Raw genomic sequence first — 25599 nt, 5'->3', positions numbered from 1 at the left:
GAGGCCGTCTGAAATTTTTAGGCCGTTATTTTAACTGAAATGTCGGCTGGGAAAGTAATCAGTAGGAAATATGCGAAGTCTAAGCGCTCAAAAAAGCTTCAATTTCTTCTTCTGATAATTTGGAATTGCAGACGAATTTTATTTTGCCTTGTGAGATTTTGAGTAGTGCAGGAACAGTTTTGATGTTGTGTTGCTCACGAAAAGTTTTTAAAGCTGCTTTGTTGCTGCTGTCTGTAAAGCGGACGGTAAGCTGCTTGTTTAAGGAAATGGTAGACAGTTTTGCAACAAAACGGCGGCAGTATGAACAACTTGGTTTGCCTAAAAAGACGATAGCAGTTTCTTGACTGTCAATGAGTTGAAGAAGTTTGTCGGGTGTGGTTGGGATGAAGGCAGCGACGTGTTTTGCAAAGGCTGCCAATTCTTCAGGCGAGGGTTTGCGCATGGGAATGAATATGAGGTAGGCCGTCTGAAGGTTTCAGACGGCCTGTTACCAATTTATAAGGACTTGATTTTTCTTAATAGTTCGCGCAATGCTTGGGCACGGTGGCTTTCGGCATTTTTGATTTCAGGGTCAAGCTCGGCGGCGGTGCAACCATGTTCGGCCAGATAGAAATGCGGGTCGTAGCCGAAGCCGTTTGTACCGGCTGCTTCTGCCTGCCATTGTCCGCGCCAGATGCCTTCGGCGATGATGGGTTGCGGGTCGTTTTCATGACGGACAAGGACGAGGACGCAGACGTAGTAACAGCTTTTATCGTCTTTATCAGCAAGATCGGCAGACAGTTTGGCGTTGTTTGCGGCATCGGATTTGGGGTTTTCACCTGCATAACGTGCGGAGAAAATGCCGGGTGCGCCGTTTAAGGCGTTGGTGCAGATGCCGGAATCGTCGGCAAGTGCCGGTAAGCCGCTGTATTTGGCGGCATGACGTGCTTTAGCCAGGGCATTTTCAACAAAGGTATGGTACGGCTCGGGACATTCGGGCGTATTGAACTGCGATTGTGGCAGGACTTCGATGTTTAAGTCGGCAAAGAGGCGGGAAAATTCGTTGAGTTTGCCTGTGTTGCCACTGGCAAGGACGATTTTTTCAAACATGGTTTTTCCTTAATGGGTTTCGGTTTGCTGCATACGAGCCATTTGTGCGCGTGCTTTGTGGCGGATGTAAAGGGCAAGGCTGCCGATTTGGGCAAAAACGGCGGCAAAGGCAAACAGAAAGGCGGCAACGGCAAATTGTTTGCTGTGAATGCTCAGAAGATAAGCGCCCAACAGAATCAGTACGATAAACATCAGGGTAAACAGGGCGGTCAGGAGCAGATAGGCTTTTTGTCGGGTCATGGCAGCTTGGGGGAGGGGGAAAAATGTTCTGATTATAACGTCAGATTGAGAATTTGAAACCATGCCGCATTCGTTAAAAAGGCCGTCTGAATATTTCAGACGGCCTTAAGTCGAATAACGGATTAACGCAATTCTGTGTGCAGGCGGCTCAACAATGTGGAGGCATCGCTGCCTTTGTATGGGCTGCCGTCTTTGTTCAACAGATGGAGGCGTGCGCCATTGTTGATAGGCTCAACATAGACGATGATTTCAGGGTACGTTTTTGGCGCTTCTACTTTGCCTTTGCCAAATACGCGTTTGAACAGACCCGGTTTTTTATTGGCAACTGCTTCGCCTTCGGTTGGTGCTTGTTGAACCAAGAAGGCGCGGCGTTCGGCATTTTGACCGATAACAGTCAGGCCGATGCGGTCAAGCGCAAGGGCGGTACGGCGCCAGTTGCGGCCGTAATCGCCAGCCAGCAGCAGGGTGTCGTTGTCCACACGGGCCAACTCAGAAGCATTGCTGCGGGCGGCAACGCTTTGGGTTAGGGCCTGTTCAGCTTGCTGACCGTCAACGCCCAAGTATTGCATAAAGCGGGCGAGGAATGCGGCTTCAAGATTAGGGTCACTCTCGCTTGGCTGCCACATGGTGGTGTCTTTTTTACGGTCGGCATAAACTTCTTTCATGCCTTTGTGGGCGAAGAAGATGTCGGTCGAACCGTTTTTACCTTGTTCGATGCGGATGATGAATTTGTCGCGTTCGCTGGTAGAGTAGATACCGCCCAAGCCGACTTTGTCCAACAGGCGGCGCAGGCTGTCTTGAGGGATTTTGGCTCGGTTTTCAGCCCACTCGGTTTCCATTTGGCCGATAGCCGGTTCTTCAGATTTGATGTCGAAACCGTTTTCTTGCCAGAACACTTTCAGCAACGGCCAAATTTCGCGAGGCGATTTGCCATCGACAACCAACCAGCGTTGGTTGCCGTCACGCTCAAGGCGTACGCCTTTAACGGATTTCAAAACTTCTGCATTGGCAGGTTGTTGTACGGCTTGAGTGCGGCGTTTGTTGAAGTCGCTGGCGCGGACGGCGCCGCTGCCTGCCGGTAATTGATAGAGGTTGCCTTGGTCTGGGTTGTTCAAATCAGGTGGTACTTCCAGTTTGACCAAGCGGTGTGATTGACTTTGATAGTCGAGTTTGGGTTGTTCTTTTTTGCTGCCGGAACAGGCAGTCATGCTAATCAGGGCGAGGGCTACTACGATGGGTTTGATATAGGTCATCTTGTTTTCCTGTGGATGAAGTTCTTAACAGGGAGGCCGTCTGAAAAGGGTGTTTAGGATTCAGACGGCCTTATTTCCGGATCAGATTTGTCCTGATTTTTCCAGAGCGGCTCGGACTTTGGCTTGACCGGCTTCGGTCAGTGCTACCAAAGGCAGACGAACATGGGGTTCGCATTTGCCCAATAAGCTCAGGCCCCATTTGGGCGCGGCCGGGCTGGGCTCGCAGAACATGGTGTTATAAATTGGGATAAGTTGCTCGTTTAGACGACGGGCGGTCGCAATATCGCCCTCAAGGGCGGCTCGGCACATATCGGCAAAGAGTTTCGGTGCAACGTTGGCTGCAACGGTTACCACGCCATGACCGCCACACAGCATGAAAGGCAGGCCGGTAGGGTCATCGCCGGATAAAACGGCAAAACCTTCAGGAACGCTGTTGATCAATTCGATGTTGTTACCGATATTGCCGCTGGCTTCTTTCACGCCGATGATATTCGGAATCTCGGCCAAACGCAAAATAGTGTCGTTGCTCATGCTGACGACGGTACGGCCGGGAACATTATAGATAATCATCGGAATCGAAGTGGCTTCGGCGATGGCTTTGAAATGTTGGTAAATGCCTTCTTGCGAAGGTTTGTTGTAGTAGGGAACAACAGATAAGGTGTAGTCCGCACCGGCTTGCTCGGCTGCTTTAGAAAGGGCGATGGCTTCGACAGTATTGTTGGCTCCTGTACCGGCGATAACGGGAATGCGCTTGTTGACGTGTTTGACAGTGGCTTCAATAACGGCCAAATGTTCTTCGACAGGCAGAGTGGCTGACTCGCCGGTGGTACCGACTGCGACGATGCCGTCGGTGCCGTTTTCAATGTGCCAGTCGATTAAGTCATGAAGTTGTTCGTAGTTGATGCTGCCGTCTTGATTCATCGGGGTAATCAGGGCAACCAGACTGCCTTTTAACATACGGAAACCTTTAATTTTATGGTGTAGGTGAATTATGCAGTGGATTGTAGCTTACTTTGTTGTTTGTGTGAAACATATCCGCTATGAGGCTTTGCCGTTTAATGGTGACTTGTCATTATCTTAATGAATAATACATTTTTAAATCATTGGTTTGTTTGTTTTGAGATGGAAAAATGATGTCAAGAATTAAAATGTGTTAAGGCGGTTTGAGGCCGTCTGAAAACAGTTGGGCGGAACTTTCAGACGGCCTGATGGTTTTGAATTTGCTGATACATTTCAAATTAGTTAAAATACGCATCTTAATATTTTTTAACGATTCTTGAGAGAAGGTTCAACATGGCCGGAATGACTGAAAAACAGGCGGAATCGCTTGATTTGGTTTATGGTTTGGAAGACAAGCCGCCGTTTGGGAATGCGTTGTTGAGTGCGGTTACGCACCTTCTGGCGATTTTTGTTCCGATGATTACTCCGGCATTGATTGTCGGCGGGGCGTTGGAGCTGCCGGTTGAAATGACGGCTTATTTGGTGTCGATGGCGATGGTGGCTTCCGGCGTCGGCACTTATTTGCAAGTCAACCGTTTTGGGCCGGTTGGTTCGGGTATGTTGTCGATTCAGTCGGTCAACTTCTCTTTTGTTACCGTGATGATTGCACTAGGTACCGGCATGAAAGAGGGCGGATTGACTGAAGATGTGATGATTTCAACGCTTTTGGGCGTGTCCTTTGTCGGCGCGTTTTTGGTGTGCTTCTCCGCTTGGCTTTTGCCTTATTTGAAAAAAGTGATTACGCCGACTGTAAGCGGCGTGGTCGTCATGTTGATCGGCTTGAGCTTGGTTCATGTCGGCATTACCGATTTCGGCGGCGGCTTCGGTGCGAAAGCAGACGGTACGTTCGGCTCGATGGAAAACTTAGGTCTGGCATCGCTGGTGTTGCTGATTGTGTTGGTTTTCAACTGCTTGAAGAATCCATTGCTGCGCATGAGCGGCATCGCGGTGGGTTTGATCGTCGGGTATATCGTTGCGCTGTTTTTGGGCAAAGTGGATTTTTCCGCCCTGCAAAATCTGCCGCTGATTACCCTGCCTGTTCCGTTTAAATATGGTTTCGCATTTGATTGGCACGCGTTTATTGTCGCCGGTGCGATTTTCTTGTTGAGCGTATTTGAGGCAGTGGGCGATTTGACGGCGACAGCAATGGTCTCCGAGCAGCCGATTGAGGGTGAGGAATACACCAAACGTCTGCGCGGCGGCGTATTGGCAGATGGTTTGGTGTCTGTGATTGCGACTGCGTTGGGTTCTTTGCCGCTGACCACTTTTGCGCAAAATAACGGCGTGATTCAAATGACCGGCGTGGCTTCGCGCCATGTGGGCAAATATATTGCAGCGATTTTGGTATTGTTGGGCTTGTTCCCTGTCATCGGTCGCGCGTTTACCACGATTCCAAGTCCTGTTTTGGGTGGCGCGATGGTGTTGATGTTTGGCCTGATTGCGATTGCCGGTGTGCGGATTTTGGTCAGCCATGGTATTCGCCGTCGTGAAGCGGTCATCGCGGCTACTTCTGTCGGTTTGGGTTTAGGCGTGGCATTTGAGCCGGAAGTGTTCAAAAACCTGCCTGTATTGTTCCAAAACTCAATTTCCGCAGGCGGTATTATGGCGGTATTGTTGAACTTGGTTTTGCCGGAAGATAAAACCGATAAAGCGGTTAAGGTGGAAACCGACAGTTTGGATCACTAAGAAAGCTTTATTCAAAGGCCGTCTGAAGTTTCAGACGGCCTTTTGGTTTTTCGGCTATAATATTGTTTTTATTTGTTATCCGAGTGGTTCGGATAGCTCTACCCGGAAAGGTTTTATATGACGGTTTATTCACTTTTTATCACTTGTCCTCGCGGTTTGGAAGCGTCTTTGACGCAGGAACTCGACAGCATGGCATGTCAGGATATCCGCGCTGTTGACGGCGGTGTGGCATGTAAAGGCACGATGGAGCAGGTGTATCGTATCAACCTGCATTCGCGCGTTGCCAGCCGTGTTTTGCTGCGTTTGACCAAAGGCGGTTATCGCAACGAACACGATATCTACAAATTGGCACGAAATCTGCATTGGACAGGTTGGTTTAAGCTGGAGCAGACCTTTAAAGTCAAAGTCGAAGGCAAGCGCGCCAATGTGAAAAGCTTGGATTTTGTCGGTTTGAAAATCAAAGATGCCGTCTGCGATGCCTTCCGCGATATTTATGATGCGCGTCCTAGCGTGGGCAAAATCAACCCCGATATCCGCATTCATGCCTTTATCGATGAACGGAATGTGGAAATCTTTATCGATACTTCCGGCGAAGCGCTCTTCAAACGCGGCTATCGTCAGGATACCGGCGAAGCGCCATTGAGGGAAAACTTGGCGGCGGGTTTGCTGCTTTTGGCTGGCTACGACGGTACGCAGCCTTTCCAAGACCCGTTTTGCGGCAGTGGCACGATTGCCATTGAGGCTGCATGGATTGCGACACACCGTGCACCGGGTTTGATGCGCCGTTTCGGTTTTGAAAAACTGCAAAACTTCGACAAAGAAAAATGGCAAGCGCTGCGCCGTGAAGCTGAAAAACAGATTAAACCGGCCGCCGCGCCAATTTCCGGCAGCGATAATGACCGTTATATGATTCGTGCTGCATTGGCCAATGCCCAAGCCGCCGAAGTGGATCATTTCATCCGCTTTGACGTGCAAGATGCGCAAGCCGCGCGGCCAAACGGCGAACACGGCATTATGATTTCCAATCCGCCTTATGGCGTGCGCCTTGCCGAAATTCAGGCTTTACAGGCGCTTTATCCTCAACTGGGCACATGGTTGAAACAGCATTACGCAGGTTGGCTGGTTGGGATGTTTACCGGCGATCGCGATATGCCGAAATTTATGCGCCTTTCTCCGAAACGTAAAATTCCGTTGTTTAATGGCAACTTGGATTGCCGATTGTTTTTGATGGATATGGTTAAAGGCTCGAATCGGGGTTAAAACCTGAAATTGAGGCCGTCTGAAAGATAATTCAGACGGCCTTTTTTGTTTTATTTAGATAGACTTTGCTATAACGGAGTTTGCTTCTTTTATTTTAATTTCAGGCCGTCTGAAAGATAATTCAGACGGCCTTTTATTGGTTTAAAGTTGAACTTAATATAGTAATTTACAATTGGTTAAATAATAAAAATCTATTATACGAGTAAAATACATTGTTAAATAAAAATACCATATCTAGTAGTATTGTGTTTTAATTCGCACCATATCTTGTGTTTTATGGTATTGCAATGAGTAGCTTGAAATTTACAGTTGAGCAAATTGTATGGCAGGAAGTGCCGGGCGAAGTGTCGCTGGCATTTCTGTTTTCAGGCTGTCCGCTGCGTTGCAAAGGTTGCCATAGTGCCGATACATGGAAAGAGGGTATTGGCACGGAATTGACCGAGGATTATTTAAAAGGCCGTCTGAAACGCTATCACGGATTAATCAGCTGCGTGTTGTTTATGGGCGGGGAGTGGCAACCGAAAGCCTTGCAGAAAATGCTGGCTATTGTTGCTCAGGAAGGATTGAAAGCCTGCTTGTACACTGGCTTGGATCGCGAGGAGCTGGAGGCGGTTTCAGACGGCATCCTGCCTTATCTGACGTATCTGAAAACCGGCCGCTGGCAGATGGAGCTGGGCGGCTTGGGTAGCCCGACCACCAATCAGAAGTTTGTCGATTTGCGCACGGGTGAGGTGTTGAACCGCTTGTTTATCAAAGACAAACCCGTGCATAAAGTTTTTTCAGTGGCTTCAATTTAGCCCGGTGCTGTATTGCACTGATTTAAATTGAATTTATTGTATTCGCTGACAGCGATGTTTCAGACGGCCTGACCGTCATTGCTTGATAAATCATCCAAACCATACAGGAGAATTAACATGATTCGGCTGCATCCCGAACAGTTAAACGGAAAACTACAATTCATGCACGACTACATCAGCGCGCAAAACGCGGCGGACGGCTCGAAAATGGACGCCAACGCCAACGTTACCCAGAAAAACATCGCTACGATGGAAGCGGAAATCATGAAAGATTTTTTCGTGCAGATTAACCGCGCCCAAGTGTCGCGTAAAATCGCCGAAATTTTCGACCAATCCGTTGCCGACGAATACATCCGCCAGATTGAGGCGCACGAGATTTATGTGCACGACGAAACCAGTCTCAAGCCTTATTGTGTGTCGGTTACGCTGTATCCCTTCCTGCTCGACGGCTTAAGCAAACTCGGCGGCGAATCCAAAGCGCCGCAGCATCTGGCTTCGTTTTGCGGCTCGTTTATCAACTTGGTGTTTGCCATCAGCGCGCAGTTTGCCGGCGCGGTGGCGACGGTGGAATTTCTGACTTATTTCGACTATTTCGCCCGCAAAGACTACGGCGACGATTATTTGGAAACCCACGGCAAAGAAATCGCCAATCATATGCAGCAGGTGGTGTACAGCATCAACCAGCCCGCCGCCGCGCGCGGCTATCAGAGTGTGTTTTGGAATATTTCCGTTTACGATCAATACTATTTCGATGCGATGTTTGGCGATTTCGTCTTCCCCGATTTCAGCAAACCGGTGTGGACGAGCGTGGCGAAGCTGCAAAACTTCTTCCTCAAATGGTTCAATCAGGAACGTACCAAAGCCGTTTTGACTTTTCCCGTCGTGACCGCTGCGATGCTGACTGACGGCGGCAAATGCAAAGACACCGTGTTTGCCGACGAAATGGCGAAAGAGTTGGCGGAAGGCAATTCCTTCTTCGTCTATCTTTCCGACAATCCTGACTCCTTGGCTTCCTGCTGCCGTTTGCGCAACGCCATCGAAGACCGTACCTTCAGCTACACACTTGGTGCGGGCGGCGTGGCGACCGGTTCCATCAACGTCATCACCATCAATATGAACCGGTTGGAACAAGACGGGCGCGACCTTGCCGCCGAAGTCGCCAAAATCCACAAATACCAATACGCCTACCGCAAACTGATGGAAGAATACCAAGTAGCCGGCATGCTACCCGTTTACGATGCAGGTTTCATCACGCTGGACAAACAGTTCCTCACCATCGGCATCAACGGCATGGCGGAAGCCGCCGAATCGCAAGGTATTAAGGTCGGCTACAACGACGACTACATCAATTTCGTCCAAGGCCGTCTGAAAACCATATTTGAAGCCAACCAAGCCGCCAGCAAACACTACGGCGTAAAGTTCAACACCGAGTTTGTCCCCGCCGAAAACCTCGGCGTGAAAAACGCCAAATGGGACAAAGCCGACGGCTACAAAGTCAGCCGCGAATGCTACAACTCCTATTTCTACGTTGTCGAAGACGAAGAAATCAACGCGCTCGACAAATTCCTGCTGCACGGCAAAGAACTGGTGGACTGGCTCGACGGCGGTTCCGCGCTGCACTTGAACCTTGACGAAGCCTTGCCCGAATCTGGCTACCGCTCGCTCTTGGACATCGCCGCGCAAACCGGCTGCAACTACTTCTGCGTGAACGTGCGCATCACCATCTGCAACGAATGCGGCCACATCGACAAACGCACCCTGCACGCCTGCTCCGCCTGCGGTTCGCACGACATCGACTACGGCACTCGCGTCATCGGCTACCTGAAACGCGTATCCGCCTTCTCCAGCGGTCGTCGCAAAGAGCATGCGCTCAGACATTATCACCGTAAAGCGGCGTAATCATTGAAAAAAGGATTACTTAAAAAAGCAAAGGCCGTCTGAAATTTCAGACGGCCTTGATCATGTTAAGATAGGCAGGCTCTTTCAATGATATAGTTTTAATTAAATTAAACAAAATCTCTTGACACCTTCATATAATGAATTAACATATAACATCCTTTAACCTAAATTTAAAAAAGTGAGAGACACATGAAAACATCAGTTTTATTGGCGGCTTTGTTGGCAGCCCTGTCCCTGTCAGCATGCGGCGGTTCAGGCTCATCTTCTTCTGCCGTTTGTGACGAGTACGAAAAAGCATTTGCCGAAGCAACTAAAGACGTAGATGCCGCAACCAAAGAAATGATGCAAAAATCTTTCGAACAAACCAAAGAAGCGTTGAAAAACCTGCCAGCAGACCAACGTGATGCAACTTGTAAAACTTCTTTGGATGCTTTGAAAGGCGTTCCGGCTGCCGAAACTCCTGAAGAAAAAGCCGAAGAAGCCAAAGACGCCGCTGAAGAGGCTAAAGAAGAAGCAAAAGACGCAGCGGAAGATGCAAAAGAAGCTGCTGAAGACGCTAAAGAAGAAGCTAAATAATACAGCTAAGCTTTACAGAAAAACGGATTCCAATGATTTGGAATCCGTTTTTTGTTGTGTGAATTAGGGTAGTTATTTTAGATGAGCTTTTTCAGTTTTCAGACGGCCATTTCTTATGCCGTCTGAAAGCGTTAGTTTCAACTAAGTTAAAATTTACAACAGCAAACCATCAATCAAACAACCGCGTGCGTCCCGCACACACCCTACGCGTAGGTTTTGAAGTTTCGTGTGATTTACAGGTAGGGTGTGTAGCGCAGCCACGCACGCGGTCGGTTGAGTATGCAGGCTACGGCTTGCTAAAAATTATTAAAATTTAAATTCAGTCATATTATGTTCGTTATCAAGAGCAGCTAAGACTTGGCTTACTTCTGCTTTTAAGGGCGATGTTTTTGCTAAATCTACAATACCATTCAAGGCAGCATTAACAATTTCTATATTTCCTGACTCAATTCCTTTATCTAGTGCATTGAAAAAATGACTAAAATTTTCTTTTCGCTCTTCAAATGTGTTATCTAAATATTGCATTAAAAACTGTTTTTGGGCTGCAATTTTCTCTAGACTAACTTCTTTCCAATTTGCAATCATTTCTCGTTTGGTTTTCTCTTGTTCAGCAGTATTTAAACAATTAATAAATTCAACTGCAACTCTTTCACAGCAAGAAAATACCTCCTGAAGAGCATCCATTTGTCGATTCATTTTTTCACGAGCTAAAGCATTCTTTTCTTGTTTGTTAATACGAGAATTATTTAACATTTGTAAACCAAAATTAGTTGCTGTAGATGCTATCATCATGTTAGTATCCATTTGATTTTTCATTTTAATCTTCCCTTTCATTTAAATTTCTTGTGTTAAATATCCTGAGCAAGTTTGCTTTATATTAGATATGAGCTCACCATTTTCTTGAACTATTTTTATCATCATAATATTTTTTAATGCAACTGCAATATTAGTCATTAGTTCAAAATTTTTATCATTTGTAGTATTTACCTTAATTTTTTCGTATCGATTAACTAATTCATTTAATGTATTAATTATCTCTTGGGCATTATCTTGTAATGCAAGAAATCCTTTTTCTAGAATTTCAAAACGACCAATTTCAACTTCAACTTGTGCTGCAAATGCCTGTGCTTCTGTTAAGGCTTTTTCAGCATCGTTAGCTTCTTTGATACCACTCCAAGCCAATGCTAAACCCGCTGAGACGGTGGCAGTGGCAGTACCAATAAAAAGATTGTCAGTTTCACGTCTGGCTTTTGCACCAGTAAAGCTTTCCCATTTTTGAGAAAACCATCCTTCAGGAGCTTTTTGCTTGAATCCTGAATATGCAAGAGCCCCCAAAGTTGTACTTAAAGACATACTCTGTGTATTATGAGTACTGCTTTTTTGATATTGAATAAAATCTTGAATTTCTGCCAAATCTTCTATATATAAATTCACATCAAAATCTTTTAGTTCTCCTGAAACTTTTTGAAATTTTCCAGAATTTTTAAGTGTGTTTAAAAAATGAGCGATTTGATTATGAAAAACTTGTTTCTTTATTAGAGATAAAGTTTCAAATTGTTGTTGTGTTAAGTTATGAATGGAAAAAAGCTTTTCTTTTGAAATTTGATATTTTGATTGAGCTTCTTCTCCAATTTTATTTGCTTCATTCAACATTTCAGCAGCTGATTTTTTTTTATAAGTACCATAACTGGCTACTGCCACTCCTGCAGCACTGGCAATTAAACTTGAAATGATACTATTTGAATTTGAACGTTTAAACATAAATTTCCCAAATGTTGGATTAAAATAATCAATATAAATGATTTAAAAAATATTACTTTAAGATTTGTTTTAAATATGCACCAGTATGACTTTTCTTGTTTTGAGCTACTTGTTCGGGAGTACCTGATGCAATAATTTGCCCTCCGCCATCTCCCCCTTCAGGCCCTAAGTCGACAATATAATCAGCAGTTTTAATGACGTCAAGATTATGTTCAATAATCACAATCGAGTTGCCTTTGCCTTTCAGACGACCTATGACTTCCAGCAATAGGGCGATGTCGGCGAAGTGCAGGCCTGTGGTCGGTTCGTCGAGGATATAGAGCGTTCTGCCGGTGTCGCGTTTGGATAGCTCTAGGGCGAGTTTGACGCGTTGGGCTTCGCCGCCGGAGAGGGTGGTGGCGGATTGACCGAGGCGGATGTAGCCTAAGCCTACGTCCATCAGGGTTTGCAGTTTGCGCGATACGGTGGGGACGGCGTCGAAAAATTCGCGGGCTTCTTCGACGGTCATGTCGAGGACTTGGCTGATATTTTTGCCTTTGTATTGGATTTCGAGCGTTTCGCGGTTGTAGCGTTTGCCGTGGCAGACTTCGCAGGGGACGTACACGTCGGGCAGGAAGTGCATTTCGACTTTAATCACGCCGTCGCCTTGGCAGGCTTCGCAGCGACCGCCTTTGACGTTGAAGGAGAATCTGCCGACGTTGTAGCCGCGTTCGCGCGAGAGGGGTACGCCGGCGAAGAGTTCGCGGATGGGGGTGAACAGGCCGGTGTAGGTGGCGGGGTTGGAGCGCGGGGTGCGGCCGATGGGGGATTGGTCGACGTTGATGACTTTGTCGAGGTGTTCGAGGCCGTGGATGTCGTCGTATGGGGCGGGTTCTTCTTGGGCGCGGTTGAGTTCGCGGGCGGTGATTTTGGCGAGGGTGTCGTTAATCAGGGTGGATTTGCCGCTGCCGGATACGCCGGTAATGCAGGTAATCAAACCGAGCGGCAATTCGAGGGTAACGTTTTTGAGGTTGTTGCCGCGCGCACCTTTGAGGACGAACATTCGGTCGGGATTGACGGGCGTGCGTTCAGACGGCACGGCAATGGATTTTTTGCCGCTGAGGTATTGTCCGGTAACGGAGTTTTCGCATTTGGCGACGTTTTCAGGCGTGTCGGCAATCAGTACGTTGCCGCCGTGTTCGCCCGCGCCGGGGCCCATATCGACTACGAAATCGGCTTCGCGGATGGCGTCTTCGTCGTGTTCGACCACAATCACGCTGTTGCCCAAGTCGCGCAGGCGTTTGAGGGTGGCGAGCAGGCGGTCGTTGTCGCGCTGGTGCAGGCCGATGGAGGGTTCGTCTAATACGTACATCACGCCGGTCAGGCCGCTGCCGATTTGGCTGGCGAGGCGGATGCGCTGGGCTTCGCCGCCGGATAGGGTTTCGGCGGAGCGGGAGAGATTCAGGTAATCCAGCCCGACGTTAATCAGGAAGCCGAGCCGCTCGGTGATTTCTTTGAGGATTTTTTCGGCGATTTGTTTTTTATTGCCGTCCAAATCCAGTGTTTCAAAGAATTGGTGGGTTTTGGTCAGCGGCCAGGCGGAGACTTCGTGCAAAGGTTCGCCGCTGACGTAAACGTAGCGGGCTTCTTTGCGCAAACGTGCGCCGCCGCAGCTTGGGCAGGCGCGGTGGTTTTGGTATTCACGCAGTTTTTCGCGCACGGTTTCGCTATCGGTTTCGCGGTAGCGGCGTTCGAGATTGGGAATGATGCCTTCAAAGGCATGGCTGCGGTTGAAGGTGGTGCCGCGTTCGGACAGGTAAGTGAAATCAATGACTTCTTTGCCCGAGCCGTGCAAGACAACTTTTTTGACTTTTTCAGGTAGGGTTTCCCATGCTGCATCCACATCAAACTCATAATGGCGTGCTAACGATTGAATCATTTGGAAATAGAATTGGTTGCGCTTATCCCAGCCGTCAATCGCGCCTGCGGCTAAGGATAATTCAGGATGGGCGACCACTTTTTCGGGATCGAAGAAGTTAGTATTACCCAAGCCGTCGCAAGTCGGGCAAGAACCCATAGGGTTGTTGAAGGAAAACAGGCGCGGCTCTAATTCGGGCAGGCTGTACGAACACACGGGGCAGGCGAAACGCGCGGAAAACCAATGCTCTTCGCTGCTGTCCATCTCCATTGCCAGCGCGCGTTCGTTTCCGTGGCGCAATGCGGTTTCAAAACTTTCCGCCAGCCGTTGTTTAATGTCGGCTTTTACTTTCACGCGGTCGATGACGACGTCGATATTGTGTTTGATGTTTTTTTCCAGCTTCGGCACTTCGTCAAGCTGATAGACCTCGCCGTCCACGCGCACACGCGCAAAACCTTGCGCCTGCAAGTCGGCAAAGAAATCGACAAACTCGCCCTTACGCTCGCGCACCGCCGGCGCAAGAATCATCACGCGCGTGTCTTCCGGCAGCTTCAAGACGGCATCGACCATCTGAGATACGGTTTGGCTCGACAGCGGCAGATTGTGTTCGGGGCAGTAGGGTGTGCCGACGCGTGCGTACAAAAGACGCAGGTAGTCGTGGATTTCTGTTACCGTACCGACGGTGGAGCGCGGGTTGTGGCTGGTGGATTTCTGCTCGATGGAAATCGCGGGAGACAGACCTTCGATCAAATCTACGTCGGGTTTGTCCATCATCTGCAAAAATTGACGGGCATAGGCGGAAAGGCTTTCGACATAACGACGTTGGCCTTCGGCATACAGCGTATCAAACGCCAGCGATGATTTGCCGCTGCCTGACAATCCTGTTACCACCACGAGTTTGTGGCGCGGAATGTCTAAATCGACATTTTTCAAATTATGTGTACGCGCGCCACGGATGCGGATGGTGTCATTATCGTGTGAATGTTTGTGATGATGGTTGCACATATTGTCAGGCCGTCTGAAAAATAAAATAAACGGCTATTGTAGCACTTTTCAAATGACAGACTGGATAGATAAAGCATTTGATATAAAAGAAACAAAGAGGCCGTCTGAAAATATGTTTTCAGACGGCCTTGATATAGATGAATCAGCTTATCAGTCGATTTTGCGGAGAATTTCGCGCAGGGCTTTTTGCCAGTCGGACGGTTTGATACCAAATTCGGTCTCTAGGCGTGAGCAATCCATGATGCTGTATGCCGGACGTGGAGCGGGCAGTGGATATTGATCGGTAGTAATCGCGTTCAGTTCCGGAATGCGGAAGCTGTCGTCTAATTGGTGGGCTGTCTGAAAGATGGCTTTGGTAAATTCGTACCATGTTGCCGATTTATTACCACAGTAATGGAAGATGCCGCGTGGGGAGGTGGGTTGTTGTAATAATTCGATAATAGCGTGTGCCAAATCGCCTGCATAAGTCGGACAGCCGGTTTGGTCGTGAACGACGGAGAGGGAATCGCGTTCTTTGGCAAGGCGCAACATGGTTTTGACGAAATTGCTGCCGTATTCGCTAAACAGCCATGAAGTACGGATAATAGTGCTTTCAGGATGCGCGGCTAAAGCCAAAAGCTCGCCTGCGACTTTGGATTGACCGTAAGTGCTGCGCGGATTAGTGTAGTCGGTTTCGCGGTAAGGGCGTTTGCCTTCGCCGTCGAATACATAATCAGTGGAAATATGGATAAAGCGGGCATGCGCGGCACGGGCAGCTGCGGCAAGGTTGTGAACAGCGGTTGCGTTGACGGCAAAAGCAGCCTCTGCGTTTTCTTCTGCTTTATCGACGGCAGTGTAAGCTGCGGCATTAACGATGGCATCTGGTTGGAAGTTTTTAATCATATGATGCACGGCTTCGGTATCGGTAATGTCCAGCGAAGTAGAATCGGTAGCAATCAGTTCCCAATCTTCGGGTAGGCGGTCGCGCAGACAACGGGCAAGCTGGCCTTTGGCTCCGGTCAATAAAGTACGCATGGTTGAGTATCTCCTCTGATAGCTGTTAAATAGGTGTTTGTGTCATTATAGTGTAAATACGACAAATTCACATTATTGGCGTAGAACAAAATGCAGAGGCGGCTGTATTTGGGCAAATTATCGATATTATCTATCCATAATAATAACCACTTATTGGTATTATGTTTGTTTACTATAACTAGAGTTAAAGTTCAGCTTTTAATAAGATAGATAAAGGATCTATGCTGTTTGAGAGAGTGTGAATCAATGTTAATGTTTTTATTGTTGCTAGGATAATGGAATTTAAAAACAGGCGAAACTCCGTCCTTTTGTCGGCAAATTCTACCGTTTGATATTTTTGAGTAAATATTTTGAAAAATATTACTAAAATAATAATTGAGCAAGGGCGGATTTGCTCGTTCCGCTAGCTCGATATCTTTATTAACTATTTTGGGAGTAATTATTATGGCATACTGTTACGGGGGGTATTATGCTAGACCCCTGGTTAGTTCTTACTGCGCTCCTGCGCCTAAGGCTTCCTACTCTTCTTACTACTGCGCTCCTGCAGCGAAATCTTCTGTTTCTATCGGCAGCATCGCTAGCATTGCCAGCGTCGGCGTGTCAGTAGTTAATGCGGTAACTGGTTTGGTTTCTGCTATTGCGGCTTTCTGCCCACCGGCAAAAACTCCTAACTACAAATGTGTTCCGGCTTGCCCACCTTACAACTGCGATCCAATCAAACCGATCCCATGTCCAAAACCTCAGCCTAAACCTCAGCCTAAGCCTCAACCAAAACCTGAGCCTAAACCTGAGCCACAGCCAGAACCGCAACCAGAACCAAAACCACAACCAAAACCTGAGCCTAAGCCAGAACCAAAACCTGAGCCTAAGCCAGAGCCTAAGCCAGAACCAAAACCTGAGCCTAAGCCAGAGCCAGACTGCAAAGACTGTGTTGACGACCATAACCAAAACAACTCATACGGTCACGAAGACAAAAACCCAGGTAATGTCATCAGAGCTGAAGACTGCAAAGACGGCAACGTTATCCGCGGTACTGATGCTAAAGATACCATTTATGGTACTGCTTGCGAAGACATCATCTACGGTGGCAACGGCACAGACGTAATCTACGCCGGTGCTGGTAACGACACCATTTACGGTGATGCCGACGGTGACTCTCTGTACGGTGAAGAAGGTAAAGACTACCTGCAAGGTGGTGCCGGTAACGACTACCTGAACGGTGGTTCCGGTGCTGACATCATGCGCGGTGGCGACGGTAACGACGTTTACTTCGTTGACAATGCCAACGACCAAGTTATCGAGTACGGCAATGCACATGCCGGTATCGATACTGTTCGTACCGTTATCGACTACACCCTGACCGATCACGTTGAAAACCTGATTTTGCAAGGTATGCAAAACCTGAACGGTACCGGTAACTCTTTGAACAACAACATCGAAGGTAACGGCGGCAACAACCATCTGTACGGTTTGGCCGGCGACGACTGTCTGGTTGGTAAAGACGGTAACGACTACCTCGACGGCGGTGTCGGCAACGACATCCTGATCGGTGGTACCGGTAACGACACTTACTTCTTCGACAAAGGTTACGGTCACGACACTATCCGTGAAGAAAGCGGTAATGACACCTTGTTGTTCGGTAAAGGCGTCGCAGCTTCTGACGTATTGCTGAGCAAATCAGGTGCTAACCTGACTGTTTCTGTCGGTACTAACGACAGCATCACCATCGATGACTGGTTTACCGGTAACGATCACAAAGTTGAAAACTTCAAGTTTGCTGACGGTAGCACTTACCAAGTAACCGGCCACGGCGACTACTACTCTCTGTCTGCTGTGAACCAAATCCAAGATCAGACTCAAGCTTCTGTAATCTGATAGGATGGTGATTTTCAGGGTTCTTCCCTGAAATCAACGGTTAAGGCCGTCTGAAACCAAAATATAAGGTTTCAGACGGCCTTTATTTTGTAAACAATCTGACGAAAAATTCCAAATTGGGCTAAAATATCGCATTCTTCTGTCTACCAAAGAGATACTTGAAATGTCTGAAATCAGCTTGAAAAAAATCTACTCCGGCAAAGTACGCGATTTGTACGAAATTGACGATAAACGTATGTTGATGGTTGCTTCCGACCGCCTGTCTGCATTCGATGTGATTTTGGATGACCCGATTCCGGGTAAAGGGGAGATTCTGACGCAGATTTCTAATTTTTGGTTTAAAAAACTGGCTCATATCATGCCTAACCACTTTACCGGCCATACGGTTTACGATGTTTTACCTGAAAACGAAGCCAAAGTTTTAGAAAAACGCGCCGTTGTGGCTAAAAAACTCACTCCGGTGAAAGTAGAGGCTATTGTGCGCGGTTATCTGGCAGGCAGCGGTTGGAAAGATTATCAAAAAACAGGCTCTGTTTGCGGTATTCAACTGCCTGAAGGTATGCAGGAAGCGCAACAACTGCCTGAAGTGATTTTTACGCCATCGACCAAAGCAGCAGTTGGTGATCATGATGAAAACATCAGCTTTGAAGAATGCGAACGCATCATTGGTAAAGAGCTGGCGGCGGAAGTACGCGCCAAGGCGATTCAGCTTTATACGGAAGCGGCCGAATATGCGAAATCTCGCGGTATTATTATTTGCGATACCAAGTTTGAATTTGGTTTGGATGAAGAAGGTACGCTGACTTTGATGGATGAAGTGTTGACGCCTGACTCCAGTCGTTTTTGGCCTGCAGACCAATACAAAGTCGGCACCAATCCACCGTCTTTTGACAAACAATTTGTCCGCGACTGGCTGGAGCAAAGCGGTTGGAACAAAAAAGCGCCTGCGCCTAAAGTGCCTGCCGATGTGATTCAAAAAACAGTCGAAAAATATCAGGAAGCATTGACTTTGCTGACTCAGGATTGATTTTTAAGTTTGAAGGCCGTCTGAAAGAGATATGTTTCAGACGGCCTTTTTATTGTATAAATACTGGATTTTAAGGATGGTTGCCTTTATAATCGAGAGTTGTTTTCAGTGCCTTAAAGGCCGTCTGAAAGCTTGTTTATAACCTGCCGCACGGTCTGAAACCCTAACTATGCACATTCGGATTTTAGTGTGCATTATTAGTGTTTTAGCAGTGCGGTATTTTGAAAGGAATAACAATGTTCAATAAACACGTTAAGACCTTCCAATACGGTAATCAAACCGTTACTTTGGAAACCGGCGAAATCGCTCGCCAAGCCGCCGCTGCCGTTAAAGTATCCATGGGCGACACCGTTGTTTTGGTTGCCGTTACTACCAACAAAGAAGTGAAAGAAGGCCAAGATTTCTTCCCTCTGACTGTCGATTACCTCGAGCGTACTTATGCAGCAGGTAAAATCCCCGGCGGTTTCTTCAAACGCGAAGGCAAACAAAGCGAAAAAGAAATCCTGACCAGCCGTCTGATCGACCGTCCGATTCGTCCTCTGTTCCCTGAAGGTTTCTACCACGACATCCAAATCGTTGCGATGGTGGTTTCCGTTGACCCTGAAATCGATTCCGACATTCCTGCCATGCTCGGCGCGTCTGCTGCGCTGGTGTTGAGCGGCGTACCGTTTGCCGGTCCGATTGGTGCGGCACGCGTGGGTTATGTAAACGGCGTGTACGTTTTGAACCCGACTAAAGCCGAATTGGCTAAATCACAATTGGACTTGGTTGTTGCCGGTACTTCTAAAGCCGTGTTGATGGTCGAATCCGAAGCAGACATCTTGTCTGAAGAAGTAATGTTGGGTGCGGTTGTTTACGGTCACGATCAAATGCAAGTGGCCATTAATGCCATCAATGAGTTTGCCGACGAAGTCAACCCGGAAGTTTGGGATTGGAAAGCACCTGAAACCAATGAAGAATTGGTTGGAAAAGTACGCGAAATTGCCGGTGAAACCATTAAAGAAGCGTTCAAAATCCGTCAAAAACAAGCGCGTTCTGCCAAATTGGACGAAGCTTGGAATGCCGTGAAAGAAGCGTTGATTACCGAAGAAACCGACACTTTGGCAGCCAACGAAATCAAAGGCATTTTCAAACACTTGGAAGCCGATGTTGTCCGCAGCCAAATTTTGGACGGCCAACCGCGTATTGACGGTCGCGATACCCGCACTGTTCGTCCGCTGAACATTCAAACCGGCGTATTGCCGCGCACTCACGGTTCTGCACTGTTTACCCGTGGCGAAACCCAAGCTTTGGCGGTTGCCACTTTGGGTACTTCACGCGACGAGCAAATCATTGATGCACTCTCCGGCGAATACACCGACCGCTTCATGCTGCACTACAACTTCCCTCCATACTCTACCGGCGAAGTGGGTCGCGTAGGCGCGCCAAAGCGTCGTGAAATCGGTCACGGCCGCTTGGCTAAACGTGCATTGTTGGCCGTATTGCCAGAACCTGAAGATTTCAGCTACACCATGCGCGTGGTTTCTGAAATTACCGAATCCAACGGCTCTTCCTCTATGGCTTCCGTCTGCGGCGGCTGCTTGAGCCTGTTGTCTGCCGGTGTGCCTTTGAAAGCACACGTTGCCGGTATCGCCATGGGCCTGATTTTGGACAACAACAAATTTGCCGTCCTGACCGACATCTTGGGCGACGAAGACCACTTGGGCGATATGGACTTTAAAGTAGCTGGTACAACCGAAGGTGTGACCGCGCTGCAAATGGACATCAAAATCCAAGGTATTACCAAAGAAATCATGCAAATCGCTTTGGCTCAAGCCAAAGAAGCACGTTTGCACATCTTGGATCAGATGAAAGCCGCTGTTGCAGGTCCACAAGAGCTGTCTGCACACGCGCCACGCTTGTTCACCATGAAAATTAACCAAGACAAAATCCGTGATGTGATTGGTAAAGGCGGCGAAACCATTCGTTCGATTACTGCTGAAACCGGTACTGAAATCAACATCGCTGAAGACGGTACCATCACTATCGCTGCGACTACTCAAGAAGCAGGCGATGCGGCGAAAAAACGCATCGAAGAAATCACTGCCGAAGTGGAAGTGGGCAAAGTGTACGAAGGTACTGTGGTTAAAATCCTCGACAACAACGTTGGCGCGATTGTCAGCGTGATGCCGGGTAAAGACGGTTTGGTACACATCAGCCAAATCGCCCACGAGCGCGTACGCAATGTCAGCGACTACCTGCAAGTAGGTCAGGTTGTGAACGTGAAAGCATTGGAAGTAGACGATCGCGGCCGCGTACGCCTGTCTATCAAAGCTTTGCTTGAAGCTCCTGCTCGCGAAGAGAAAGCAGCTGAATAATTTGATTGTTCAAGCTTGAAACAAAAGGCCGTCTGAAAATTTCAGACGGCCTTTTGTTTATTTGAATGATGAATTTAAAAATGAGTTTGCCTTTACTTTGATAAAAGGGATTACTACAATGTTTGTAATTTAATAAATATATTCATTTCTTAAGGAGTATGCAATGAATGCTACACAATTAATCAGTCGGCTGACGCAAACCGTCGGCGAAAAATATATCATCACAGACCCGGCAAAAACTGAACAATACCGTCAAGGCTACCGTTTTGGCGAAGGTAAGGCGCTGGCAGTTGTCCGTCCTGGTACGGTGTTGGAAATGTGGCAAATCTTGCAGGCGTGTGTTGAGGCTGATGTTATCGTGATTACGCAGGCCGCCAATACCGGCCTGACCGGCGGCTCGACTCCTGACGGCAATGATTACGACCGCGATATCGTGATTGTAAATACCATGCGTCTGAACATCATTCAGCCGATTAACAATAACGAACAGGTTGTCTGCCTGCCCGGTTCTACCCTGAATCAATTGGAGCTGCTGCTGAAACCTTTAGGCCGTGAGCCGCACTCTGTAATTGGTTCGTCCTGTATCGGCGCATCTGTATTGGGTGGCGTATGTAATAACTCCGGCGGTGCATTGGTACAGCGTGGTCCGGCTTATACGGAAATGGCCCTGTTTGCACAAATCAACGAAGAGGGTAAGCTGGAGCTGGTCAACCATTTGGGCATTGATTTGGGCGAAACCCCTGAAGAAATTCTGACCAATCTGCAAGGTTTCCATTATCAGAAAAAAGACATTGTTCAAAATGCAGGCAAAGGGCATGACCATGCTTATTGCGATCATGTCCGCCAAGTGAATGAACCGACTGCCGCCCGTTTTAATGCCGACCCTGCGCGTCACTACGAAGCATCAGGTTGCGCGGGCAAGCTGATGGTGTTTGCCGTACGCTTGGATACGTTCCCACAAGAAAAACAGACTGCCGTTTTCTATATCGGTACAAATGATATTAATGAGCTGACCGATATTCGTCGTGCTGCTTTGAGCGAGTTTAAAAACCTGCCTATTTCCGGTGAGTATATCCATCGTCATGCTTTTGATATTGCTGCCGTTTATGGTAAAGATACTTTTTATATCATTAAGACGTTCGGTACCCACCAACTTCCGAAACTGTTTGATCTGAAGGCCCGTGTGGATAGATTCAGCAAAAAGATAAGTTTCTTACCAAAACACTTCTCTGATAAATTCATGCAACTGATCAGTAAAATTTTGCCTGATCACTTGCCGAAATCTATGCGCAACTATCGGGATAAATATGAACATCACCTAATTTTAAAAATGGGTGGCGAGGGCGTAGAAGAAGCGCGTGCTTTCTTGAAGGAATATTTTGCAACTCATGGCGGCGCATTCTTCGAATGTAATGCCGAAGAAACGCAGGCGGCCATGCTGCATCGCTTTGCTGTGGCTTCTGCCGCGATCCGTTATCGTTCTGTACATGATGATGAAGTAGAGGATTTGGTTGCACTCGATATCGCCTTGCGCCGTGATGATCGTGATTGGTTTGAAACACTGCCGCCTGAAATCGACAATAAAATCATCCATAAATTGTATTACGGACATTTTATGTGTCATGTGTTCCATCAGGACTACATCATTAAAAAAGGCAACGACTGTATGGCTTTGGAACATGAAATGCTCCATCTGCTTGACCAACGCGGTGCGCAATATCCTGCCGAGCATAATGTCGGTCATCTGTATGAAGCCAAGCCCGAGCTGAAACAGTTCTATAAAAAACTTGACCCGACCAACAGCTTCAACCCCGGTATTGGTAAAACCAGTAAGAAGAAAAACTGGGCTGAATAAAGCATAGTTAAAATATAAGGCCGTCTGAATATTTCAGACGGCCTTTTTATATGCTTGCTTATCAGAACAGGTTGCTGATGAAAATCAGCAGAATCACCAACGGTACGAGGTATTTCACATAAGCAAACCAGATATTGACGGTGGTATGGTTGCCTTTGTAGAGCAATTCGTCCTTCGCTTCATCTTTCATCACGAAACCGACGAACAAGGCAGAGCCAAGTGCGGTCAGCATAAACAGGATGTTGCCGCTGATATAGTCAAAGGCATCAAAAATGTTTTTACCAAACACGGAAATATCTTTCCATGGGCCGTAGCTCAAGATGGAAGGGATATTGCCGAAGATAAAAATACCTGCCAGTACGATGGTAATCGCGGCTGCGCGGCGGATTTTGGTTTTTTCCTGAATCGTCGTAATCAACACTTCATAAATCGTCAGCGAAGTCGTCAGCGCGGCAATCAGAAGCAGTGAGAAGAAAATCACGGCGAACACAGGTCCTGCCCACATATTCGAGAACACGATCGGCAGGCTTTGGAATACCAAAGTCGGGCCGGAATTAGGGGCAACGCCGAAGCTGAAGAGCGACGGGAAAATCATAAAGCCCGCCAACACGGCGATGATGGTATTGGTAATGGCGGTAATGACTGCGGTTTGCACCAAATTTTCGTTTTTATCTAGATAGCTGGACAAGGTAATCATCACGCCGAAACCCAAGCTTAAGGCGAAGAATACTTGACCTAAAACGAAGACGAACAGTTCGGCCGTAATTTTGCTGAAATCAGGCTTCAGATAGAAAGTAATCCCTTCCATTGCGCCCGGCAGGGTAACGTTGCGCACGACCATGGCAATCAGGAACAAAAATAGCAAAGGCATCAGGTATTTTGCCGCTTTTTCAATACCGCCGATCACGCCTTTGACCAAGATCCATTGGTTCACAACCACAAATAGGAAGGTGTAAAACGCAATTTCCCAAGGGCTGTTTTCGATGTGTTCGGTAAAGAAGCTTTTGGTGACTTCTCCGGAAACCGGACTGGAAATGTCCAAATTGCCGCCGATGATATTGATGATGTAGCTGATAACCCAGCCGCCGAGCACCATGTAATAGGCCATGATGCCGAATGCGCCGAGCAGGCCCATCCAGCCGACCAATTTCCAAACTTTGGCAACGGGTTTGCTATTCATTGTGCCGCCAAACGCATCCAGCGCGTTCACGCCTTTACGGCGGCCGATGACGTTTTCCACCAAAATCATCGGAATACCGATGACCAGCATGGCGATACAGAACAGAAACACATATGCACCGCCGCCGTTTTCACCGACCAAATACGGGAAACGCCAAGTTGCACCAAAGCCGACAGTCGCGCCGGCAACGGTAAGGATGTAAGTCAAACGGTTGGACCAGGTTTGACGGGGTTGATTGGAAGACATAAATACTCAGATGCATTAAAATAAAGACAACATTTTACCGCAAAGATTTAACGAATCTTGACTAAAGTCTGAAAAGAAAATTAGTTAAAAAAACTATGTAATGAAGAATTTTTAGTGGGTTTCTCTGGTTTGCTTGGTATTGAAACCTGCAAACAGAGAATTTGTCTGAAGCGATACGAATGATTGAAAGAGCCGTAACGATAAAGGCCGTCTGAAAAGTGGGATATGGGAAAGGGTTGTTATGAGGAGATTGGATAGCACTAAGGTGTGCTTTCAAATATGTCGGCAACAAAGATGGTATTTCTCTAAGGTTGTCTAATAACATCCTGTAACCTTAGCTTGGATAGTCGCCGATGGTTTTTCTTTCTATAAAACGATTTGTCTGAAATTGGAATGGTACAGATTGATGCGGAAGAGACGAGAAAGAGAAAAGGAGGAATGGCAAGGTAATGAGTGGGAGATGAGGTTTAGTAATGATGGCTTCTTTAGATGAGAAAGGCCGTCTGAAAGTACGCCCGCTTGATTGCCAAATTTTAGATAAAAAAAACCATCTATACTAAGGGGAAAGTATAGATGGCCAAACACATTACGGGGAAAACGTCTTACTCACTTACTCACTTCTTTCGAAGCAAGTGTTACTCAGACAGGCGAATTATACAATAGTTCAGTCTTTACAGTGTTAAATTTTGTTAAATAAAAATAATAAGGTTTAGATATTTGATTTTAAATAAATAAAAAATCCATATTGTTTAAAAAATTATCAAAAAAAATTTGGAATTTTTTTTAGATTTGGATAAATTTCCATTCTCCGGCGGCCAAATCATCGACATTCCAGTCGCCGAATTTCTCACGGTGGAGCTGCTCGACACGGTTGCCTGCGGCTGCAACCATGCGTTTGACCTGATGGTATCTACCCTCTGTAATGGTCATCATCAGTGTGGTTGGGTCGGCCAATACTGCTTCGGCTGCGGCGACAGTTTCATTATCGTCATGCAGGAGGACGCCGTTTTTCAGTGTGGTGCAAAGGGTATCGTCGGCAGGATGTTTCAAAGTGACGCGGTAGAGCTTCGGAACTTTGTGTTTGGGCGAGGTAACGCGATGGTTAAATTGCCCGTCGTTGGTAATCAGAATAATGCCGGTTGTGTCAGCATCCAAGCGGCCGACTGCCTGCATATCGATATTGCGCATGTGGTCGGGAAACAGGCTGAAGATGCTTGGATATTGCTGAGGTTTGTGCGAAGTCTCGTAATCTGCAGGCTTATGAAGCAGAATGTAGAAATAGGGCATGGGTACGGCGGCAATTTCTTCGCCGTCAACAGACAGGGTGTACACTTGAGACGGATCGATATCGTCTTTGGCACGATTATGGATTTCGCCGTTGATGGCAATGCAGTCATTGTCTATCAGCCATTGGCATTGCTTGCGGCTGCCGAGGCCTTGTGATTGGATGTATTTGAGCAGTTGCATGGTTGAAAAGTAGGAAATGTTCAGACGGCCTTTATTGTACTGGAAAACCGATGTTTAGGCCGTCTGAAAAGTAGGGGCAAAAAAAATCGCCCCTTTAAAATTTTAAGGGGCGCAAA

Annotated in this window: 20 protein-coding genes; 9 read left to right on the top strand and 11 right to left on the bottom strand. The window is 47.3% G+C overall.

Features of this window, described 5'->3' with window-relative positions; all coding sequences use genetic code 11:
• Positions 1-79: 79 nt before the first annotated feature.
• The 5 genes from CYJ98_RS04500 to dapA all read right to left on the bottom strand — a co-directional run bounded on the left by CYJ98_RS04500 (position 80) and on the right by dapA (position 3539).
• Positions 80-442 (bottom strand): thioredoxin, encoded by a 363-nt coding sequence (locus tag CYJ98_RS04500; protein WP_101755511.1) that lies wholly within the window; start codon positions 440-442, stop codon positions 80-82.
• Between the two features lie 53 nt (positions 443-495).
• On the bottom strand, positions 496-1089 hold the full coding sequence (gene rdgB, locus CYJ98_RS04495; protein ID WP_101755510.1) for an RdgB/HAM1 family non-canonical purine NTP pyrophosphatase: 594 nt from the start codon (positions 1087-1089) through the stop codon (positions 496-498).
• Between the two features lie 9 nt (positions 1090-1098).
• On the bottom strand, positions 1099-1329 hold the full coding sequence (locus tag CYJ98_RS04490) for an NGO_0222 family membrane protein (protein ID WP_036490655.1): 231 nt from the start codon (positions 1327-1329) through the stop codon (positions 1099-1101).
• A 122-nt stretch (positions 1330-1451) separates the two neighbouring features.
• Positions 1452-2537, bottom strand: a complete 1086-nt coding sequence (gene bamC, locus CYJ98_RS04485; RefSeq protein WP_419150078.1) for an outer membrane protein assembly factor BamC — start codon at positions 2535-2537, stop codon at positions 1452-1454.
• 126 nt (positions 2538-2663) lie between these two features.
• Positions 2664-3539, bottom strand: coding sequence for a 4-hydroxy-tetrahydrodipicolinate synthase (gene dapA / locus CYJ98_RS04480; RefSeq protein WP_101755508.1), 876 nt, complete (start codon positions 3537-3539; stop codon positions 2664-2666).
• Between the two features lie 336 nt (positions 3540-3875).
• Here dapA and CYJ98_RS04475 point away from each other — a divergent pair, with 336 nt between their 5' ends.
• The 5 genes from CYJ98_RS04475 (at position 3876) to CYJ98_RS04455 (ending at position 9799) form a co-directional block, all read left to right on the top strand.
• Positions 3876-5267 carry a nucleobase:cation symporter-2 family protein gene (locus tag CYJ98_RS04475; protein ID WP_036490659.1) on the top strand — a complete coding sequence of 464 codons (1392 nt, stop codon included), beginning with the start codon at positions 3876-3878 and terminating at the stop codon, positions 5265-5267.
• 117 nt (positions 5268-5384) lie between these two features.
• Positions 5385-6527: a THUMP domain-containing class I SAM-dependent RNA methyltransferase gene (locus CYJ98_RS04470; RefSeq protein ID WP_101755507.1), complete on the top strand. Its 1143-nt coding sequence runs from the start codon at positions 5385-5387 to the stop codon at positions 6525-6527.
• 287 nt (positions 6528-6814) lie between these two features.
• Positions 6815-7324, top strand: a complete 510-nt coding sequence (gene nrdG, locus CYJ98_RS04465) for an anaerobic ribonucleoside-triphosphate reductase activating protein (protein ID WP_101755506.1) — start codon at positions 6815-6817, stop codon at positions 7322-7324.
• A gap of 117 nt (positions 7325-7441) precedes the next feature.
• On the top strand, positions 7442-9223 hold the full coding sequence (nrdD, locus tag CYJ98_RS04460) for an anaerobic ribonucleoside-triphosphate reductase (RefSeq protein ID WP_101755505.1): 1782 nt from the start codon (positions 7442-7444) through the stop codon (positions 9221-9223).
• A gap of 189 nt (positions 9224-9412) precedes the next feature.
• A complete protein-coding gene (locus tag CYJ98_RS04455; protein ID WP_101755504.1) occupies positions 9413-9799 on the top strand; it encodes a DUF5339 family protein in 387 nt (128 codons plus the stop codon).
• Positions 9800-10105: 306 nt separating this feature from the next.
• On the opposite strand, the gene CYJ98_RS04450 is transcribed toward CYJ98_RS04455, so the two are convergent.
• From CYJ98_RS04450 to rfbD, 4 genes are all read right to left on the bottom strand, one after another.
• A complete protein-coding gene (locus CYJ98_RS04450) occupies positions 10106-10615 on the bottom strand; it encodes a hypothetical protein (RefSeq protein WP_145988411.1) in 510 nt (169 codons plus the stop codon).
• 18 nt (positions 10616-10633) lie between these two features.
• Positions 10634-11560 carry a hypothetical protein gene (locus CYJ98_RS04445; protein WP_101804489.1) on the bottom strand — a complete coding sequence of 309 codons (927 nt, stop codon included), beginning with the start codon at positions 11558-11560 and terminating at the stop codon, positions 10634-10636.
• A gap of 52 nt (positions 11561-11612) precedes the next feature.
• On the bottom strand, positions 11613-14462 hold the full coding sequence (uvrA, locus tag CYJ98_RS04440) for an excinuclease ABC subunit UvrA (RefSeq protein ID WP_101755502.1): 2850 nt from the start codon (positions 14460-14462) through the stop codon (positions 11613-11615).
• Positions 14463-14612: 150 nt separating this feature from the next.
• Complete coding sequence (rfbD, locus tag CYJ98_RS04435; RefSeq protein WP_101755501.1) at positions 14613-15476, bottom strand: dTDP-4-dehydrorhamnose reductase; 864 nt, start codon at positions 15474-15476, stop codon at positions 14613-14615.
• 444 nt (positions 15477-15920) lie between these two features.
• Between rfbD and CYJ98_RS04430 the strand changes: the two genes are divergently transcribed.
• From CYJ98_RS04430 to dld, 4 genes are all read left to right on the top strand, one after another.
• Entirely contained in the window at positions 15921-17351 is a 1431-nt protein-coding gene (locus CYJ98_RS04430) for a calcium-binding protein (RefSeq protein ID WP_419150075.1), read from the top strand.
• Positions 17352-17514: 163 nt separating this feature from the next.
• The gene (locus CYJ98_RS04425; protein WP_070460812.1) at positions 17515-18378 is read left to right on the top strand and encodes a phosphoribosylaminoimidazolesuccinocarboxamide synthase; all 864 of its coding nucleotides are present in this window, start codon (positions 17515-17517) and stop codon (positions 18376-18378) included.
• A 236-nt stretch (positions 18379-18614) separates the two neighbouring features.
• Positions 18615-20735, top strand: a complete 2121-nt coding sequence (gene pnp, locus CYJ98_RS04420; RefSeq protein WP_101755500.1) for a polyribonucleotide nucleotidyltransferase — start codon at positions 18615-18617, stop codon at positions 20733-20735.
• 163 nt (positions 20736-20898) lie between these two features.
• Positions 20899-22590 (top strand): D-lactate dehydrogenase, encoded by a 1692-nt coding sequence (dld, locus tag CYJ98_RS04415; protein WP_036490674.1) that lies wholly within the window; start codon positions 20899-20901, stop codon positions 22588-22590.
• A gap of 61 nt (positions 22591-22651) precedes the next feature.
• On the opposite strand, the gene CYJ98_RS04410 is transcribed toward dld, so the two are convergent.
• Both CYJ98_RS04410 and CYJ98_RS04405 read right to left on the bottom strand, forming a co-directional pair.
• Positions 22652-24016: a sodium-dependent transporter gene (locus CYJ98_RS04410; RefSeq protein WP_101755499.1), complete on the bottom strand. Its 1365-nt coding sequence runs from the start codon at positions 24014-24016 to the stop codon at positions 22652-22654.
• A gap of 783 nt (positions 24017-24799) precedes the next feature.
• Positions 24800-25483, bottom strand: coding sequence for a 16S rRNA pseudouridine(516) synthase (locus CYJ98_RS04405; protein WP_101755498.1), 684 nt, complete (start codon positions 25481-25483; stop codon positions 24800-24802).
• Positions 25484-25599 lie beyond the last annotated feature (116 nt).

The organism is Neisseria perflava (genome assembly GCF_002863305.2).
In the GTDB taxonomy this organism is placed as follows: Bacteria; Pseudomonadota; Gammaproteobacteria; order Burkholderiales; family Neisseriaceae; genus Neisseria; species Neisseria perflava_A.
The sequence above is the reverse complement of the archived record's forward strand: the minus strand, read 5'-3'. Positions and strand labels throughout refer to the sequence as shown.

Bases quoted from the DNA above. Each gene is read 5' to 3' on its own strand.
- CYJ98_RS04500 (WP_101755511.1), bottom strand. From the start codon at position 442: ATGCGCAAACCCTCGCCTGAAGAATTGGCAGCCTTTGCAAAACACGTC.
- rdgB (WP_101755510.1), bottom strand. From the start codon at position 1,089: ATGTTTGAAAAAATCGTCCTTGCCAGTGGCAACACAGGCAAACTCAAC.
- CYJ98_RS04490 (WP_036490655.1), bottom strand. From the start codon at position 1,329: ATGACCCGACAAAAAGCCTATCTGCTCCTGACCGCCCTGTTTACCCTG.
- bamC (WP_419150078.1), bottom strand. From the start codon at position 2,537: ATGACTGCCTGTTCCGGCAGCAAAAAAGAACAACCCAAACTCGACTAT.
- dapA (WP_101755508.1), bottom strand. From the start codon at position 3,539: ATGTTAAAAGGCAGTCTGGTTGCCCTGATTACCCCGATGAATCAAGAC.
- CYJ98_RS04475 (WP_036490659.1), top strand. From the start codon at position 3,876: ATGGCCGGAATGACTGAAAAACAGGCGGAATCGCTTGATTTGGTTTAT.
- CYJ98_RS04470 (WP_101755507.1), top strand. From the start codon at position 5,385: ATGACGGTTTATTCACTTTTTATCACTTGTCCTCGCGGTTTGGAAGCG.
- nrdG (WP_101755506.1), top strand. From the start codon at position 6,815: ATGAGTAGCTTGAAATTTACAGTTGAGCAAATTGTATGGCAGGAAGTG.
- nrdD (WP_101755505.1), top strand. From the start codon at position 7,442: ATGATTCGGCTGCATCCCGAACAGTTAAACGGAAAACTACAATTCATG.
- CYJ98_RS04455 (WP_101755504.1), top strand. From the start codon at position 9,413: ATGAAAACATCAGTTTTATTGGCGGCTTTGTTGGCAGCCCTGTCCCTG.
- CYJ98_RS04450 (WP_145988411.1), bottom strand. From the start codon at position 10,615: ATGAAAAATCAAATGGATACTAACATGATGATAGCATCTACAGCAACT.
- CYJ98_RS04445 (WP_101804489.1), bottom strand. From the start codon at position 11,560: ATGTTTAAACGTTCAAATTCAAATAGTATCATTTCAAGTTTAATTGCC.
- uvrA (WP_101755502.1), bottom strand. From the start codon at position 14,462: ATGTGCAACCATCATCACAAACATTCACACGATAATGACACCATCCGC.
- rfbD (WP_101755501.1), bottom strand. From the start codon at position 15,476: ATGCGTACTTTATTGACCGGAGCCAAAGGCCAGCTTGCCCGTTGTCTG.
- CYJ98_RS04430 (WP_419150075.1), top strand. From the start codon at position 15,921: ATGGCATACTGTTACGGGGGGTATTATGCTAGACCCCTGGTTAGTTCT.
- CYJ98_RS04425 (WP_070460812.1), top strand. From the start codon at position 17,515: ATGTCTGAAATCAGCTTGAAAAAAATCTACTCCGGCAAAGTACGCGAT.
- pnp (WP_101755500.1), top strand. From the start codon at position 18,615: ATGTTCAATAAACACGTTAAGACCTTCCAATACGGTAATCAAACCGTT.
- dld (WP_036490674.1), top strand. From the start codon at position 20,899: ATGAATGCTACACAATTAATCAGTCGGCTGACGCAAACCGTCGGCGAA.
- CYJ98_RS04410 (WP_101755499.1), bottom strand. From the start codon at position 24,016: ATGTCTTCCAATCAACCCCGTCAAACCTGGTCCAACCGTTTGACTTAC.
- CYJ98_RS04405 (WP_101755498.1), bottom strand. From the start codon at position 25,483: ATGCAACTGCTCAAATACATCCAATCACAAGGCCTCGGCAGCCGCAAG.